Origin of the sequence: Pseudomonas sp. S4_EA_1b (assembly GCF_016307435.1) — a bacterium.
Lineage (GTDB): Bacteria > Pseudomonadota > Gammaproteobacteria > Pseudomonadales > Pseudomonadaceae > Aquipseudomonas > Aquipseudomonas rhodesiae.
Window position 1 is genome coordinate 191035 of record NZ_JAEILC010000045.1, and the last position, 16532, is coordinate 207566.

Annotated in this window: 17 protein-coding genes and 1 riboswitch; of the genes, 3 read left to right on the forward strand and 14 right to left on the reverse strand. The window is 63.1% G+C overall.

Translation table 11 applies throughout. The annotated features are described in order from the left end of the window. Positions 1-2: 2 nt before the first annotated feature. Genes cobC through cobO form a run of 9 tightly spaced genes read right to left on the reverse strand, consistent with a single transcriptional unit; the run spans position 3 to position 8090 of the window. A complete protein-coding gene (cobC, locus tag YA0848_RS15840; protein WP_034099572.1) occupies positions 3-578 on the reverse strand; it encodes an alpha-ribazole phosphatase family protein in 576 nt (191 codons plus the stop codon). Continuing rightward, complete coding sequence (gene cobT, locus YA0848_RS15845) at positions 575-1630, reverse strand: nicotinate-nucleotide--dimethylbenzimidazole phosphoribosyltransferase (protein WP_047881310.1); 1056 nt, start codon at positions 1628-1630, stop codon at positions 575-577. The genes cobC and cobT overlap by 4 nt, the downstream gene beginning before the upstream one ends. Next, positions 1627-2148, reverse strand: a complete 522-nt coding sequence (gene cobU, locus YA0848_RS15850; RefSeq protein ID WP_047881309.1) for a bifunctional adenosylcobinamide kinase/adenosylcobinamide-phosphate guanylyltransferase — start codon at positions 2146-2148, stop codon at positions 1627-1629. Before cobU ends, cobT begins: the two co-directional genes overlap by 4 nt. Next, positions 2136-3602 carry a cobyric acid synthase gene (locus YA0848_RS15855; protein WP_047881308.1) on the reverse strand — a complete coding sequence of 489 codons (1467 nt, stop codon included), beginning with the start codon at positions 3600-3602 and terminating at the stop codon, positions 2136-2138. Before YA0848_RS15855 ends, cobU begins: the two co-directional genes overlap by 13 nt. Then, entirely contained in the window at positions 3599-4588 is a 990-nt protein-coding gene (gene cobD / locus YA0848_RS15860) for a threonine-phosphate decarboxylase CobD (protein WP_099311980.1), read from the reverse strand. Before cobD ends, YA0848_RS15855 begins: the two co-directional genes overlap by 4 nt. Continuing rightward, a complete protein-coding gene (gene cbiB, locus YA0848_RS15865) occupies positions 4581-5489 on the reverse strand; it encodes an adenosylcobinamide-phosphate synthase CbiB (RefSeq protein ID WP_169902464.1) in 909 nt (302 codons plus the stop codon). Before cbiB ends, cobD begins: the two co-directional genes overlap by 8 nt. Next, positions 5486-6136, reverse strand: a complete 651-nt coding sequence (bluB, locus tag YA0848_RS15870; RefSeq protein ID WP_034099583.1) for a 5,6-dimethylbenzimidazole synthase — start codon at positions 6134-6136, stop codon at positions 5486-5488. The genes cbiB and bluB overlap by 4 nt, the downstream gene beginning before the upstream one ends. Beyond that, positions 6133-7482 (reverse strand): cobyrinate a,c-diamide synthase, encoded by a 1350-nt coding sequence (locus YA0848_RS15875; RefSeq protein ID WP_047881305.1) that lies wholly within the window; start codon positions 7480-7482, stop codon positions 6133-6135. Before YA0848_RS15875 ends, bluB begins: the two co-directional genes overlap by 4 nt. Continuing rightward, positions 7479-8090, reverse strand: coding sequence for a cob(I)yrinic acid a,c-diamide adenosyltransferase (gene cobO, locus YA0848_RS15880; RefSeq protein WP_034099587.1), 612 nt, complete (start codon positions 8088-8090; stop codon positions 7479-7481). Before cobO ends, YA0848_RS15875 begins: the two co-directional genes overlap by 4 nt. Before the next feature lie 79 nt (positions 8091-8169). Beyond that, a riboswitch (cobalamin riboswitch) is annotated at positions 8170-8422 on the reverse strand. Positions 8423-8521: 99 nt separating this feature from the next. On the opposite strand from cobO, the gene YA0848_RS15885 reads away from it, so the two are divergent. Beyond that, complete coding sequence (locus YA0848_RS15885) at positions 8522-9835, forward strand: PQQ-dependent sugar dehydrogenase (RefSeq protein ID WP_184315795.1); 1314 nt, start codon at positions 8522-8524, stop codon at positions 9833-9835. 47 nt (positions 9836-9882) lie between these two features. On the opposite strand, the gene YA0848_RS15890 is transcribed toward YA0848_RS15885, so the two are convergent. From YA0848_RS15890 to YA0848_RS15910, 5 genes are all read right to left on the reverse strand, one after another. After that, positions 9883-10422, reverse strand: a complete 540-nt coding sequence (locus YA0848_RS15890) for a C40 family peptidase (protein ID WP_034099589.1) — start codon at positions 10420-10422, stop codon at positions 9883-9885. A 144-nt stretch (positions 10423-10566) separates the two neighbouring features. Beyond that, the gene (locus YA0848_RS15895) at positions 10567-11196 is read right to left on the reverse strand and encodes a C40 family peptidase (protein ID WP_034099590.1); all 630 of its coding nucleotides are present in this window, start codon (positions 11194-11196) and stop codon (positions 10567-10569) included. A gap of 209 nt (positions 11197-11405) precedes the next feature. Further along, positions 11406-12110: a DnaA regulatory inactivator Hda gene (hda, locus tag YA0848_RS15900; protein ID WP_034099591.1), complete on the reverse strand. Its 705-nt coding sequence runs from the start codon at positions 12108-12110 to the stop codon at positions 11406-11408. A gap of 204 nt (positions 12111-12314) precedes the next feature. Then, on the reverse strand, positions 12315-13388 hold the full coding sequence (locus YA0848_RS15905; RefSeq protein WP_034099592.1) for an AI-2E family transporter: 1074 nt from the start codon (positions 13386-13388) through the stop codon (positions 12315-12317). Positions 13389-13432: 44 nt separating this feature from the next. Beyond that, positions 13433-14464, reverse strand: a complete 1032-nt coding sequence (locus YA0848_RS15910) for a DUF2066 domain-containing protein (RefSeq protein ID WP_169902466.1) — start codon at positions 14462-14464, stop codon at positions 13433-13435. A gap of 357 nt (positions 14465-14821) precedes the next feature. Here YA0848_RS15910 and purM point away from each other — a divergent pair, with 357 nt between their 5' ends. Together purM and purN are read left to right on the forward strand one after the other, a co-directional pair. Then, on the forward strand, positions 14822-15880 hold the full coding sequence (gene purM / locus YA0848_RS15915) for a phosphoribosylformylglycinamidine cyclo-ligase (protein WP_034099596.1): 1059 nt from the start codon (positions 14822-14824) through the stop codon (positions 15878-15880). Beyond that, positions 15880-16530, forward strand: coding sequence for a phosphoribosylglycinamide formyltransferase (gene purN, locus YA0848_RS15920; RefSeq protein WP_034099598.1), 651 nt, complete (start codon positions 15880-15882; stop codon positions 16528-16530). The genes purM and purN overlap by 1 nt, the downstream gene beginning before the upstream one ends. The last annotated feature ends 2 nt before the right edge of the window (positions 16531-16532 follow it).

Here is a 16532-nt window from a genome sequence, read left to right on the forward strand (position 1 = left end):
CGTCAGCTTCCTTCCCACAACGCGCCATCGGCGGCGACACGCAGGCTGAACAACCCACCGTGGCCGACTTCGACATTCAATAAGTGCTCACGAGGCAGCCCCCTCGCGCGGGCCAGCAACAGACGCATCACCCCGCCATGACTGATCAACAGGACACGCTCACCGGCATACGCCTGATGCAAACGTGCGACAGCACCCAGAACCCGCTGGGAAAAATCTTCAACCGGCTCGCCCTCGGGCGGCGTGAACCGGTAGGGATCGGCCCAGAAGCGCCCCAACCCCTCGGCATCGGTTTGCATCAGCGCCGCTGCGCTCTGCCCTTCCCACGCGCCGAAGTGCAATTCCTGCAAATCTTTTTCCAGACTCACCGGCACGTTGAGCTGGGCGCCCAGTTCATCGGCAAACCGCGCGCAGCGTTGCAGGGGCGAACTGATCAGCCGGTCCCACGGGCCTTGTTGCGCCACGGCGGCGCGCATCTGCGCCCAACCGTTGGCGGTAAGCGCGTCGTCCAGGCTGCCGCGCAGGCCGCCGCCCAGCTCGGTTTCACCGTGGCGCAGCAGGTCCAGGTGCAAGGTCATGCCGGGCGATCCGCCACGGCAGCTTCGGCGAAGGTCGCCATCTGCCCGTGCAGCGCACAGGCCAAGCGCAGCAACGGCACCGCCAGCGCCGCGCCGCTGCCTTCGCCCAGGCGCAGGCCCATGTCCAGCAACGGTTGCGCATCCAGGTGTTGCAGCACATGACGGTGGCCCGGCTCGGCGCCGCGATGGCCAAACAGCAGCCACGGGCGACAGGCCGCATTCAAACGCGTGGCCACCAGTGCGGCGACGCTGCAGATAAACCCGTCCACCAGCACCACGATGCCGGCCTGGGCGCAGGCGAGGTAGGCGCCCACCAACGCGGCGATTTCAAAGCCGCCCAGGTTGAACAGCGTCTGCAACACATCGCCGCGCTGGGCAGCATGCCGTGCCAATGCACGCTCAATCACTGCCACCTTGTGACTAACACCCTGGGCATTCAAGCCGGTGCCCGGACCGGTGAGGTCGCTGACTCGGCAATCGAGCAAGGCACAGGCCAGCGCGCTCGCCGCCGTGGTGTTGCCGATGCCCATTTCGCCGCCGATAAACAGCTGCGTGCCATGTTCCAATGCGCGCTGTGCGCTGTCACGTCCGGCCTGCAACGCCAACCGCCCCTGAGCGACGCTCATCGCCGGGCTGTCGACGAAATTGGCCGTACCCGCGCCGATATTCAGGTGACGCACACCCGGCAGGTCCAGGGACGGTGTCACCGTGCCCAGGTCGACCACTTCCAGACACGCCTCCAATTGCCGCGCCAGCACGCTGATGGCGGCCCCGCCACTGACAAAGTTGTGCAGCATCTGCCCGGTCACCGCCTGGGGAAACGCCGACACCCCTTCGGCCACCACGCCGTGATCGCCGGCGAAGATCGCGATCCACAGCTGATCCACCGCAGGCTTGATTCGCCCCTGCAAGCCGGCCAGTTGCACCGCCAACGCTTCCAGCTGGCCGAGGGAGCCAGCGGGTTTGGTCAATTGCTGCTGGCGTGCCAAGGCGTTTTCGTACGCCTCGGTGTCGACAGGCTTACAGGGGTTGAGCCACCAGGTGTCAGTCATAACGCAGTACCTTTCAATGTCAGGGGCAGTCCGGCGACCGTCAGCACCACGCGCTGACACCGCTCGGCCAAGGCTTGATGCAGCCAACCGGCTTCATCCACATAGCGGCGAGTCAATTCGCCCAGCGGCACGACACCCAGACCGGTCTCGTTGCTGACAAAAATAATCTCCCCCGGCAGCGTGGCCAGGGTCTCCAGCAAGTGGTCGCGCTCCAGCGCCAGGCGCTGCGGATCTTCGAGCATCAGCAGGTTGGTCAGCCACAGGGTCAGACAATCCACCAGCAGGCAGCGGTCGGCGGCGGCGTGTTCACGCAGCACCCGCGCCAGCTCGATCGGTTCTTCGATCAAACCCCAGTGCGCCGGACGACGCTGGCGATGCAAGGCCACCCGTGCGTTCATCTCGCCGTCCTGGGGTTGGCTGGTGGCGACATAAATGACCGGCAACGCCGTGTCGACCGCAAGTGTTTCCGCCAGTCGACTCTTGCCGGAGCGGGCGCCGCCGAGGATCAGTTGGTGCATGGGGCCACTCCACACAGGCTGCGCAATAAATCGGTATCCAAATGCTGCTCCACCAGATCCGCCAAACGCTCGATATCGCGCTCGCGCAGGGCGTGATAATCCACCTCCTGCACATTCGCCAGCCCCGCCCAGCGCAGCAGCGCGCTACATGCGGCCGGCGTTTCGAACAGGCCGTGCAGGTAGGTGCCGAGGATCTGCCCGTCGGCACTGCGCGCGCCGTCATGGCGGCCGTCGTCCAGGCGCACGGCTGGGCTCGCCAGAGCCCGGCCGGACGTTACCCCCGCATGGATTTCATAACCGCTGACCTCGACGTCTTCCAGCAGCAAACGGCCGCGCACATTGCGCAATTGCTTCTCTTCTTCCAGGGTCGTGCTGAAGGCCAGCAGCCCCAGGCCATCGCTGGAACCGGAAGGTCCTTCCAGACCCAGGGGGTCGTGCACCTGCTCACCGAGCATCTGCAGGCCGCCGCAAATACCCAGCACCTTGCCGCCGTAGCGCAAGTGCCGCGCCACGGCACTGTCCCAGCCATTGCCGCGCAGGTAGGCGAGGTCGCTGCGCACGCTTTTAGAGCCCGGCAGGATAATCAGGTCGGCGGCCGGGATCGCTTGGCCCGGGCCGATAAATTGCAAGTCCACCTGGGGGTGCAGGCGCAACGGGTCGAAATCCGTATGGTTGCTGATGCGCGGCAGCACCGGCACCACCACCTTGAGGACCTGGGCGGCTTTGTCGATCTGGCGCCGGTCGATGCCGTCCTCGGCCTCCAGGTGCAAATCCATCACATAGGGCAGAACCCCCACCACCGGCTTGCCTGTGCGCGCCTCCAGCCAATCCAGGCCTGGCTGCAACAGCGCAATATCGCCGCGAAAGCGGTTGATGATGAAGCCCTTGACCCGCGCCTGCTCGCTGGGCGAGAGCAATTCCAGAGTGCCCACCAAGTGAGCGAACACACCGCCGCGATTGATATCGGCGATCAGCAACACTGGGCAGTCCACCGCTTCGGCGAAGCCCATGTTGGCGATGTCGTTGGCGCGCAGGTTGATCTCCGCCGGGGAGCCCGCCCCTTCGACCATGACCACTGGGTAGGCCGCGCTCAGTCGCGCATGGGAGGCCAGCACGGCCTGCATGGCGATGGCTTTGTAATCGTGATAGGCCACGGCGTTCATGCTGGTCACGGCGCGGCCATGGATGATCACCTGGGAGCCGGTGTCGCTGTTGGGTTTGAGCAGCACCGGGTTCATGTCGGTGTGGGGCGCCAGCCGCGCGGCCTGGGCCTGCACGGCCTGGGCGCGGCCGATCTCGCCGCCTTCGGCGGTCACGGCGCTGTTGAGCGCCATGTTCTGCGGTTTGAACGGTGCAACGGCAACGCCCTGACGAATCAGCCAACGGCACAGCGCGGTTACCAGAGTACTTTTGCCGGCGTCGGAGGTGGTGCCTTGCACCATCAGCGTACTCATGTGGCGTCCTTATAGGCGACCAGGGCTTCGTCGAGGCGCAGCCAATCGGCCTCGGTGTCCGGCAGGCCGAAGCGCAGGCTGCTGTTGTGGACGAACAAGCGCAGCAGGATGCCGCGCTGGGCCATGAACTCATGCATGCGTTCGGCATGCGGCGTGATCAGCCATTGGAACAGCGCGCAGCCGCCTTGCGGCTGGAACCCCCGCTGTTCAAGCAACGCATACAAACGCGCACCGGCCTCCAGGCAACGCGCACGCTGGCGTGCCTGCCCTTCGGCATCGCGCAGGCAGACTTGGCCCAACACCCGCGTCGGCCCGCTGACTGCCCATGGCCCGACCTGATCGGCGAGCAGCTTGAGCAACTTACGGTCGGCCAGGACAAAGCCCAAGCGCACTCCAGCCAGGCCGAAAAACTTGCCGAACGAACGCAATACGATCAAGCCGACGAGATGGGCCTGACCCGCCAGGCTCAAATGCGGCGTGACATCCATAAAGGCTTCGTCCACCACCAGCCAGCCGCCCCGCTGGGCCAGGCGCGCGTGCCAGTCCAATAAGCGTTGGGGGCTCAAGCTCAGACCGGTGGGGTTGTTGGGGTTGACCACCACCAGCACGTCGAGGCCGTCGAGGTAAAAGTCCACTTCCTGCTCCTGGACCTCGCGCACCACGTAACCGGCGCGGCGCCAGGCTTCGGCATGTTCGGCGTAGCACGGCGACACCACGCCGACCTTGCCGGCGCGGCGCAGGCGCGGCAGCAACTGGATCGCGGCCTGGGAGCCGGGCACCGGCAACAAGTGGGGCGCGCCGTAATACTCGCTGGCGGCCTGCTCCAGGCCGTCGTCGGTTTCCGGCAGGCGTGCCCAGGCCCGCAGCGGGATTTCGGGGATCGGCCAAGGCCAGGGCGCGAGGCCGCTGGACAGGTCCAGCCAATTGGCTTCGGCGATCCCATATTGAATGGATGCCTTACGCAGTCGCCCGCCATGTTCAAGCATAGAATTGCGCCCCCGCGCACAGGATCAGCAGCCACAACCATACGCCGCGCTGCACCAGTTGCCAGCCCCGCTCGATGGCATCCGCATCCGCCGCCGGGCCTTCGCCCAGTGGCGGACGTTGGTGCAGTTCACCGTGATAGATCGCTGCACCGCCCAACTCAACGCCCAAGGCGCCGGCACCGGACGCCATGACCGGGCCGGCGTTGGGGCTGTCCCAAGTCGGGCCCTGGGTGCGCCAGCATTTGAGGGCCAGGCCGGCTTTGCCGAGTACGGCGTAGGTCAACGCCACCAGACGCGCGGGAATGTAGTTGAGTACATCGTCGATTTTTGCCGCCGCCCAGCCGAACCGTTCGAAGCGTTCGTTGCGATAACCCCACATGGCGTCCAGGGTATTGCTGAGGCGGTACAGCACCACACCGGGCACACCGGCGATCACAAACCAGAACAGCGCGGCAAACACCGCGTCGCTGCCGTTTTCCAGGACCGATTCGGTGGCGGCGCGGGCGACTTCGGTGCGGTCCAAGTCGCTGGTCTGGCGACTCACCAGATAACTCACGCGTTTGCGCGCCTCATCAAGGTCATCCCCGCGCAATGCCTGGGCCACCGGCAACACATGCTCGCCGAGGCTGCGCATACCGAGGGCGCAGTACAGCGCGAGAATCTCCAGCACCCAACCGATATAGGGCGCCCACGATAAAGCGGTGGCCAGCAGCGTCAGCGGCACCACCGCGATAAACCAGGCGGTGACGCCATGGCTGCGCCAGCCGCGCCCGCCGCTGTTGAAACGCTGCTCGATGCGCCCGGCGAAATTGCCGAACGCCACCAGCGGATGCCAACGCTTGGGCTCGCCCAGCAGCGCATCCAGCGCCACTGCGGCGACACACAGCAAGGCCACACTCATCGACTCACTCCCCACACATTTTCATACAGCATGTCACTCAGCGGCCGAGGTTCGGCCCAGCCTTCGAGTTGCAACATCGGTGCCGGGTAAAACTCGGCCACCGGGCCCAGGCATAACACCGCCAGCGGCTTGGCACCGGCAGGCAGCCCCAACAAATCGGCCAGGGCCTGGGGTTCGAACAACGAGACCCAGCCCATGCCCAGCCCCTCGACGCGGGCGGCCAGCCACAGGTTCTGGATCGCACAGGACAGCGACGCCATGTCCATCTCCGGCAACGTACGGCGCCCGAAAATATGCCGCTCGCGATCGTCCATCAGCGCCGCCACCAGGACTTCGGCGCAGTCGTTAATACCTTCGACCTTAAGTTTCATAAACTCGTCAGAGCGCTCGCCCAGCGCCTCAGCGGTGCGCACTCGCTCCTCTTCCACCAGTTGTTGAATCTGCCCACGCAATACGCGGTCGCTGATGCGGATAAAGCGCCACGGCTGCATCAGGCCGACACTCGGCGCCTGATGCGCAGCCTGGAGCAGGCGCTGCAACACCTCGCAAGCGACGCTGCCGCCGCTGAAGTGGCGCATATCGCGGCGTTCGGCGATGGCGCGGTAGACGGCGTCGCGGTCGGCCTGGGGGAAAGCGTTGTCGGTCATGGCCCTATCGGGGGCAAGCCCCCTCCCACAGTGGAGGGGGTTTCAGCTCGGCTCGGGGCAAACAAAGCGGCGACCGCCGGCGGATTCGATGGGAAATAGAAGTGTACGTAAGAGGCGGTCATCCGCCCCTGTCGGAAAACTGCCTCGGCACCGCGCCCACCATTCGGGCTTTGGCCACGGGCAATCGGCTGCCACTCGGTACTGGTCAGGGAATGATGGTAGGTATGGCCACGCAGTACGCCTTCGGGCAATTCGACGCTTTGCAGGGCCAGGGCGGCGAGTTTCTTCTGCATCACCGCATCGCCCTGCAACAGGCCCACCAGTTCGGCACGGTTGCCGTCGACATCGGTGAGCGAGTCCAGCAGGTAGAGCATGCCGCCGCACTCGGCGAGCATCGGTTTGCCGGCCGCGTGATGGGCGCGGATGGCGGCCAGCATCGTAGTGTTTTGCGCCAGGGCCTGGTGATGCAGCTCCGGATAGCCGCCGGGCAAGTAGAGGCTGTCGACGTCGGGCAGTTCGCGGTCGTGGATCGGTGAGAAGAAGTGCAATTCGGCGCCCATAGCCCGTAGGAGGTCGAGGCTGGCGCCGTAGGTAAACGCGAAGGCTTCGTCGCGGGCCACCGCGATGCGCACACCGGCCAGCAGCGGTTCGGCTTCGATGATCGTCGGCGCGGCGAACGTGACCGGCGGCGGCACCGCCACTTCGCAACTACTGCCCAAGGCTTGGGCGGCGGCGTCCAGGCGCAGGTCGAGGTCATTCAGCTCACTGGCCTGCACCAGGCCCAGGTGGCGGCTGGGCAACTCGATCCCGGTTTCGCGGGACAGCGCGCCATACCAGCGCAGACCCTCGGTGAGGCTGCCTTCGAGCAGTTGCGCATGACGCAGCGTACCGACACGGTTGGCCAGCACCCCGGCGAACGGCAGGTCCGGCTGGTAACGCGCCAGGCCCAAGGCCAGGGCACCGAAGGTTTGGGCCATGGCGGTGCCGTCGATCACGCCCAGCACCGGCACGCCGAAATGCCGCGCCAGGTCGGCGCTGGAAGGCGTGCCGTCGAACAGGCCCATTACGCCTTCGATCAGAATCAGATCGGCCTCGCCGGCGGCCTCCCACAATAGACGGCGACTTTCCTGCTCGCCCACCATCCACATGTCCAGTTGATACACCGGCGCACCGCTGGCGCGCTCGTGGATCATCGGGTCCAGAAAGTCCGGGCCGCATTTGAACACCCGCACCTTGCGCCCCAGGTTGCGATGCAAGCGGGCCAGCGCGGCGGTGACGGTGGTTTTGCCCTGGCCGGACGCCGGTGCGGCGATCAGGACGGCCGGGCAATGACGAGGCTGATTCAAAGTTCGACGCCTTTCTGTGCCTTGATACCGGCCTGGAAAGCGTGCTTGAGCATGCCCATTTCGGTGACGGTGTCGCCCATCTCGATCATTTCGGGCTTGGCGCCACGGCCGGTGACCACCACATGCTGCATCGGTGGGCGGGCTTGCAGGTCGCTGAGCACTTGATCCAGATCGAGGTAGCCGTGCTTGAGGGCGATATTCAGTTCGTCCAGCACCACCAAGCCGATGGTCGGGTCTTGCAGCATCGCGCGGGACACAGCCCAGGCGGCTTCAGCGGCGGCGATATCGCGTTGGCGGTCCTGGGTTTCCCAGGTGAAGCCTTCGCCCATGACATGAAAGCGCACTTGTTCGGGGAAGCGCCGGAAGAACAGCTCTTCGCCGGTGCTGTGGCGGCCCTTGATGAACTGCACAACACCGCACTGCATCCCGTGGCCCATGGCCCGGGCCAGCATGCCGAAGGCCGAGCTGCTCTTGCCTTTGCCGTTGCCGGTCAGCACCAGCAGCAAACCGCACTCATTGGGGGAATTGGCGATGCGCTCGTCGATCACGGCTTTTTTGCGCAGCATGCGCGCCAGGTGGCGTTCGTCGCGGTCGGGGGAATCGGTCATGGCAGCTCTCCGTTGGGGCTGGACAAAAACGGCGGGCAGGGAAAAACACAATCAGACAGCCAAGCATCGCCCACCGTGATGCTGTTGAATGATCCAGGCCGGTCTCCGGGCTCATAAGTGGGCCGCTCCCGGCGAACCAGGAACAGACCGACGCTGCGCCTTCCCGTATCGCTGGGATACAGTGGCCAAAGGCAGCGTCTTGACTCATTTACCGTTGCGGGGGCAGCGCCGGGATCGCGGCCACACTGTGTACAAGTGCGCTCACTCACCGGCTTCCCTGTTTCACTCCGTCGACCCGTGGGTCACAGAGCACCTGAAACAAGCCGCGAAGGTTAGTGGGTTGGGGGTGGAGCGTCAATTAAAGCCGGCCTTGTTCTTGAACCATCGCACCCGCGCCCTCCTCTATCCCTACAGGTATCAAGGAGAACACCATGCATAAAACCAGACTCACCTTACTGATCATGCTCGCCGGCAGCCTCGCCGCCTGCGGTGAAAGCTCCACGTTGCAGATCAGCGACGGCACGGGGCCATCGCCGCGCTTACCGCAACCGAACAAGACCCTGATCCCCACCGTCAACATCGCCCCGGCCATCGGCTGGCCCGACGGCGCCAAGCCCACGGCAGCGCCGGGCTTGCAGGTGAGCGCTTTTGCCGAAGGCCTGGATCACCCGCGCTGGCTGTACGTTTTGCCCAATGGCGATGTGCTGGTGGCGGAAACCAACGCGCCGCCCAAGCCGGATGACGCCAAAGGCATTCGTGGTTGGGTAATGGAAAAGGTCATGGACCGCGCCGGCGCCGGCGTACCCAGCCCGAACCGCATCACCCTGTTGCGCGATGCCGACCACGACGGTGTGGCGGAAACCCGCACGGTGTTCCTGGAAAATCTCAACTCGCCGTTCGGCATGACACTGATGGGCAACGACCTCTATGTCGCCGATTCGGACAAGCTGCTGCGCTTTGCCTATCAACCGGGCGCCACTGCAATCAAGACCGCTGGCACCACGGTGGTCGAGCTGCCGGGCGGACCGCTGAACCACCACTGGACCAAAAACGTGATCGCCAGCCCGGACGGCAGCAAGCTGTACGTGAGCGTCGGCTCCAACAGCAACGTCGGTGAAAATGGCCTGGAGGCCGAACAAGGCCGCGCTGCGATCTGGGAAGTGGACCGCGCCAGCGGCCAGCACCGCATCTTCGCCTCAGGCTTGCGCAACCCCAACGGTATGGCCTGGGAACCCCAGAGCGGCAAACTGTGGACCGCAGTGAACGAACGCGACGAGATCGGCAGCGATTTGGTGCCGGATTACATCACGTCGGTCAAAGACGGCGCTTTCTACGGGTGGCCCTTCAGCTACTACGGCCAGCATGTGGATGAACGCGTCACGCCGCAGAATCCGGACCTGGTGGCCAAAGCCATTGCCCCGGACTATGCAGTGGGGCCACATACCGCTTCACTGGGCCTGACGTTTGCGCTAGGGAGCAAATTGCCAACCGCCTTCAGCAACGGCGCGTTTATCGGCCAGCACGGCTCGTGGAACCGCAAGCCACACAGTGGCTACAAAGTGATCTTCGTACCGTTCGAGGGTGGCCAGCCGAAAGGGCAACCGATGGATGTGCTGACCGGATTCCTCGATCAAGATGAAAAAGCCATGGGCCGGCCGGTGGGCGTGGTGATTGATCAGCAAGGCGATTTGCTGGTGGCCGATGATGTGGGAAACAAGGTGTGGCGGGTGTCGGCCGCTAAATAAACACCGCAAAAACCATGTGGGAGGGAATTGCTCCCTCCCACATTGGATTAAGGATTGCGCGCCAAATGCTCGGCCGGCAACACGCGCTTGGCGCTCAGGTAGGCATTCTGCCAATAGGCTTTGGACAAGGTGTCCAGTTTCACCGTACCGCCGGTTTGCGGTGCGTGTACAAAGCGGCCTTCACCCACGTAGATGCCAGCGTGACTGACTTGAGAGCCGCCGCCGGTGGCGAAGAACAACAGGTCGCCGGTCTGCAGGTTCTGCTCGCTCACATCTTGGGCACGCATCACGATCAGCTCACGGGTGGTGCGCGGCAACGAAATGCCGGCGGCATCGCGGAACACAAACCCGATCAGGCCACTGCAATCAAACCCAGAGTCCGGGGTGTTGCCGCCCCAGCGATAAGGCGTGCCGACCAGGCCGAGCGCGCGAAACAGCACGTCTTCGGCGGCAGGCGAGAAACTTTGCGTGGAATAGTTGAACACCGGCTTGGGCTTGACCGCGACGGGCGCGGGCGGTGGCCGGCTGGCGCAGGCGCTGATAAGCGCGGCGCAGAGGATAAGAATCAGGCGGGCCGAGGTCGACATGTGCAGAACAATCCTGGTCTGGATGCGGCTTTCGCTGCCGAACGCTGAAAACCAGAACGCGCAAGCAAAGCTCGCGCGTACCGATTACAACAATGTCCAGGGATTCTAGCGCTTACACGTCAAACTTCAAGTATCACTTTAACTTTACTTGCTGGCGGTAACGGTAGTCGGAGCCATCGCCAAGGCACGCTTGGCTTCGATGAAGGTTTTGCTCCAGTAGCTGTCGCCCAGATTGTCGACTCGAACACCGCCGCTGCGACGGCTGCTGGAGTGGATAAACTGGTTATCGCCCAAATAGATACCGGCGTGGCTGACGCGCCCACGACCACTGGTACTGAAGAAAAGCAGATCGCCGGGCTTGAGGTTGTTGCGCGCGACCAGCGGTGCATTAACGTTGATCATTTCGCGCGTCGAACGCGGCAGGTTCATGCCGGCCTCTTCACGGAACAGATAACCGATAAAGCCGCTGCAATCGAAGCCGGCCTCGGAGGTACCGCCGAAACGGTAACGGGTACCGATCAGGGACATGCCGCGCTCAAGAATGCTGTCGGCCAGAACTGGGAGTTGATAAGGCTTGCTGCCGGAAAAGTCGGCCAGCTCTTTTTCGGTCGCCACTTCTTCCTCATAAACAGTGGAAGATTGCGCCGCGACGAATTTTGCCTGGTTTTGAACCTGTGGTTTTTGCTGTTCTGCCACCTGTTGAGGGTGGGACGCGCAACCAAACAACAGGGTGACGAGTGCGAGAGGCACGAGGGGTGCGAAGCGATTTAGCATGGGCACGACCGTGGCTGATAGATTTAGAAGCCGCGACTATGCCCTCTATCACATCGATTTGCAAATTCAATCGTGCCTTTTGTGACTTCCCGATTCGACCCTGACATCTAAGCCGTAATTCCATTTATCGACAAAAATGCGTAGCTCGCCGGGCTCATACGCAGGTTTTCTGGCGCCTGAAAAGTGCCGAAACATTGAAAATCAAGGCGTTACCAGCCCAATGTCTCTTTGAGAAAAGGGATCGTCAATTTTCTTTGCGCCTGCAAGGAAGCTTGATCGAGCTGTTCAAGCAGATCGAACAATGCGCTCATGCTGCGAGTGCCACGGGTCAGGATGAAATGCCCGACCTCATCGGTGAGATGCAGGCCGCGCCGCGAGGCTCGTAACTGAAGGGCGCGCAATTTGTCCTCGTCGGACAAGGGGCGCATCTGGAAGATCAACGCCAGGGTCAGGCGCGATTTAAGGTCCGCCAGCTTGACCGGCAATTCCCGCGGCGAGGTGGAGGCCGCAATCAACAGGCGTCGGCCACTGTCACGCAGGCGGTTGAACAGATGGAACAGCGCTTCTTCCCAGTCAGCCTTGCCGGCTATGGCCTGCAGGTCGTCGAGGCAGACCAGCTCGTATTGCTCAAGGTGGTCGAAAATGCCGACGCCGCGATCCATCAACTCAGCCAACGGCAGGTACACCGCCGGTTCGCCCATCTGTTCGAAGCGCAGGCACGCGGCCTGCAACAGGTGGGTACGCCCCACGCCATGCTTGCCCCACAGATAGATCAGGCTTTCAGTCCACCCGGCGTCGGCTTCGCAGAGCCGCTCGACATAGCCGAGTGCAGCGGCGTTGGCGCCTGGGTAGTAATTGATGAAGGTGGCGTCGTCACGCAGACGCACACCCAAGGGCAGCTGAATCGGTTTCATGCTGACTGAACGGCTCCCATCGAACCGTTAGTGGCCTCTGTGAAAAGTTTGCGAAGTTTATACCCGTGACGTCGGGCGCACAATGCAGCAGACCTCAAGCAAAATCAAAGGTTTGCGTTAACTTGTTGGTTTTACGCGAATTGTTTGACGCCACGCCTGAATAAACAACAAACCCGGCGTTGCGCCGGGCTTGTGACACTGCGATTACAGGTCGGGGTCTTCGACCCCTGTGTACACATCCGAATCCTTGTACAGATCATGCACATGGCGCACCAGCACCATGATCACCGCAGCCACCGGTAGGGCCAGCAGGATGCCGGTAAAACCGAACAACTCCCCGCCCGCCAGGATCGCAAAGATCACGGCCACCGGGTGCAGACCGATGCGATCCCCCACCAACAGCGGCGTGAGCACCATGCCTTCCAGCGCCTGGCCGACCATAAACACTGCAACGATACCCAGCATCGGGTAAAGATCGCCGCCGAACTGAAACAGACCCGCCACCAACGCCGCGCCGATCCCGATCACAAACCCCATGTACGGCACGATCGCAGCCAAACCGGCAATCAGCCCGATCAACAGGCCCAGCTCCAGGCCGATGGCCATCAACCCGGCGGCATAGATAACGCCCAAGGCGAGCATCACCAGCAACTGACCACGCACGAATGCGCCCAGCACTTCATGGCACTCTTCGGCCAGGGACACAATGCGCTCTTCGCGGTCACGCGGCAGCAGGCTGCGGATCTTGGCCATCATGATGTCCCAGTCGCGAAGCAGGTAAAACGCCACCACCGGGATCAGCACCAAGTTGGTCAACCAACCGATCAGCGCGAGCCCGGAAGCGGTGGCCTGGCTAAGCACCACACCGACGATATCGGTGGTCTGGCCCATGTGCTCACTGATGGCCGCCTTAACTTTGTCGAACTTCCAGAAGCCATCCGACAGCCCCAGCTTGGATTGAGCCCACGGCATCGCCGTGTGCTGCAGCCAGTCGAGCATTTGCGGCGCCAGCTCATACAATCGATACAGCTGCTTGACCAGCATCGGCACCAGCACCAGGACCAGGGCCGTGACGATCAAGGTGAACAGCGCGAACACCGTTACCACGCCCAAGGTTCGCGAAAGTCCGGCCTTTTCCAGACGATCCACCACGGGATCGAATAGGTAGGCCAACAGCAACGCGACAAGGAACGGCGTCAGGATCGAATGCAGCAAGAACACAAAAACGCACAGCAGGACAATCCCGCCTAGCCACACCCAACGACGCGTATCCGCCATAAACCACTCCATCTGTTTGCTTCTATCTATATAAGGAAGAACGTTTACCAGCGAAAACGCAGTTGCGCCTGGGGTTCGGGGGCAGCGGCCAGTGGCGTTCCGTCGGTCACCGGCTGGGCTTCAGCCGCTGGAACCTCCTGCAACTTGGCCAGGTTCAACTGGGTACGCAATTGCTCGGCGCTGCCGTTCACGCGATACACAATGCGGTCGCCATCGACCAGCAGCGGTTGACCGCCAAACGGCTCAAGCAGATGCCCAAGCGTTGCGTAGCGCTCCAGATTCATGCCCTGCACTTCCAGCAACTGCTCGGTGCTGACGCCCGGCTTGACCGCAAAACGCGGCGCCAGCTTCTGGCTGACGGCCAACATCACCGCATCCGCCAGCGCTGCGGTGTCTGCGCCCTCGGCGGTGCCTTGATCAGCCTTGTCGCCCAACCACAGCCGCCATTTGGCCTGCCACTGATTACCTTCTTGACGCGCATGCACCGCCAGCAACGCATCGGCACCGTAGCGTTCGGACGCAGCCCGCAGCGGCGTGGCATCGGCGCTCTCCAGATTCGGCGCGGTGGCCACTACTTGCTCTTCCAGATCGCCCAATGGCAGACGCAGCGGCAAGCCACGGTGTTGCGCCGCACGACGCAGCGCTTGGGCGGCGGACTGGCCGTCGCCCACCAGGCTGCTGCCCTCGGTGGAATCATTCAGCCACCAGCCCAGGATCGAGGGCCGATTGCTGCCCCAGATAGATAACCCGGCGTCACGCAATGCGCGATCGGTGCTCACCGGGTCGAAATCCACTTGCAGGCTTTCCGGCGGGCCGGCGTCGTAGCCGTACTGGCTGATGATCTGCTGCGGGTCTTTGCGTACCGCCGCCAGGCCCGGGCCTTCGGCGGCCTTGGCATCGCCAGTCAGGCGGATCACCAGGGTCTGCACCGCGCGCTGGGTTGCTTGGTCGCGCTCCTGGGGCGACTGGCTGCTGACCGGTTCAAGTACTTGATAAAGGCCGTTGAGGGTTTCGGCATGACTCGCAAGGCTGACCAACGACAAACAGCCCACAAAAAACACATTACACAGACGCATGAAAGATTCCCGAACGACAGATTTAGCGGCTGGAACAGACCGCGCGAACTCGGTTTCGCCTGGGCTGGGACCACGGCGACCGGTAAAACATTCACGGGGTCTCGGTAAGTTTTCGTACTGTCACAGTACTAGCGGGTTCAAGGCTATACCTTAATAGGCGCTGAAGCCGAGTCGATTAGCATTTTTTTAATCGCCTTTTTTAGCCGATATGGCCCTGCCCGTCGGCCCGAGGATGGCCGCTGCCCCTCAAGCCTGATAAAATCGCGCGCCTTCGCAGACCGTCAACGGCTGGGCCTCTTTACAAAAGCCCCCGCCCGCTCGGTCGTTACCCAGAAATCCCCCCTAAAGGCCTGGATCATGAGCAAGCAACCCTCCCTGAGCTACAAGGACGCCGGTGTAGACATCGACGCCGGTGAAGCATTGGTCGAACGCATCAAGAGCGTCGCCAAGCGCACTGCGCGCCCCGAAGTCATGGGCGGCCTGGGCGGTTTTGGCGCCCTCTGCGAGATCCCGGCCGGCTACAAGCAGCCAGTCCTGGTGTCCGGCACCGACGGCGTGGGCACCAAGCTGCGCCTGGCCCTGAACCTGAACAAGCACGACAGCATCGGCATCGACCTGGTGGCCATGTGCGTCAACGACCTGGTGGTATGTGGCGCCGAGCCGCTGTTCTTCCTCGACTACTACGCCACCGGCAAGCTGAACGTGGACACCGCCGCCCAAGTGGTCACCGGTATCGGCGCTGGCTGCGAACTGTCGGGTTGCTCCCTGGTAGGCGGCGAAACCGCTGAAATGCCCGGCATGTACGAAGGCGAAGACTACGACCTGGCCGGCTTCTGCGTCGGCGTTGTAGAAAAAGCCGAAATCATCGACGGCTCCAAAGTGGCCGCTGGTGACGCCCTGCTCGCCCTGCCATCCTCCGGTCCGCACTCCAACGGCTACTCGCTGATCCGCAAGATCATCGAAGTGTCGGGTGCCGACATCGAAAACACCCAGCTCGACGGCAAGCCACTGACCGACCTGCTGATGGCGCCGACCCGCATCTACGTCAAGCCGTTGCTCAAGCTGATCAAGGACACCGGCGCCGTGAAGGCCATGGCCCACATCACCGGTGGCGGCCTGCTGGACAACATCCCGCGCGTCCTGCCAAAAGGCGCTCAGGCTATTGTCGACGTCGCCAGCTGGCAGCGTCCTGCGGTGTTCGATTGGTTGCAGGAAAAAGGCAACGTCAACGAAACCGAAATGCACCGTGTGCTGAACTGCGGCGTGGGCATGGTCATCTGCGTAGCGCAGGAACATGTGGAAACCGCGCTGAACGTATTGCGCGAAGCCGGCGAGCAGCCTTGGGTCATCGGCCAGATCGCCACTGCTCCGGAAGGCGCGGCCCAGGTTGAACTGAAGAACCTTAAGGCGCACTGATGCCGGCAACCTGTGATGTCGTGGTGCTGCTCTCCGGCACCGGCAGTAACTTGCAGGCCCTGATCGACAGCACGCGCACCGGCGACAGCCCGGTGCGCATCGCTGCGGTGATCTCCAACCGTAGCGACGCCTATGGGCTGCAACGCGCCAGGGACGCGGGAATCGAAACCCGCTCCCTGGATCACAAGGCGTTCGACGGCCGCGAGGCTTTTGATCGCGCCCTGGTGGAACTGATCGACGCCTTCGATCCCAAGCTCGTGGTACTGGCCGGTTTCATGCGCATCCTCAGCGCTGACTTCGTGCGCCATTACGCCGGGCGCCTGCTGAATATCCACCCTTCCCTGCTGCCCAAATACAAGGGCATGCACACGCACCAACGTGCCATTGATGCCGGTGACCGCGAGCATGGCTGCAGCGTGCACTTCGTCACCGAGGAACTCGATGGCGGGCCTCTGGTCGTACAGGCAGTGGTTCCGGTAGAGTCGGATGACTCGGCGCAGACGCTTGCGCAACGGGTTCACACCCAGGAACACAGGATTTACCCGCTGGCGGTTCGCTGGTTTGCCGAGGGGCGGTTGATTCTCGGTGACCAGGGTGCATTATTGGACGGCCAGTTACTCGCGGCCAGCGGCCACTTGATTCGAACCTAGGA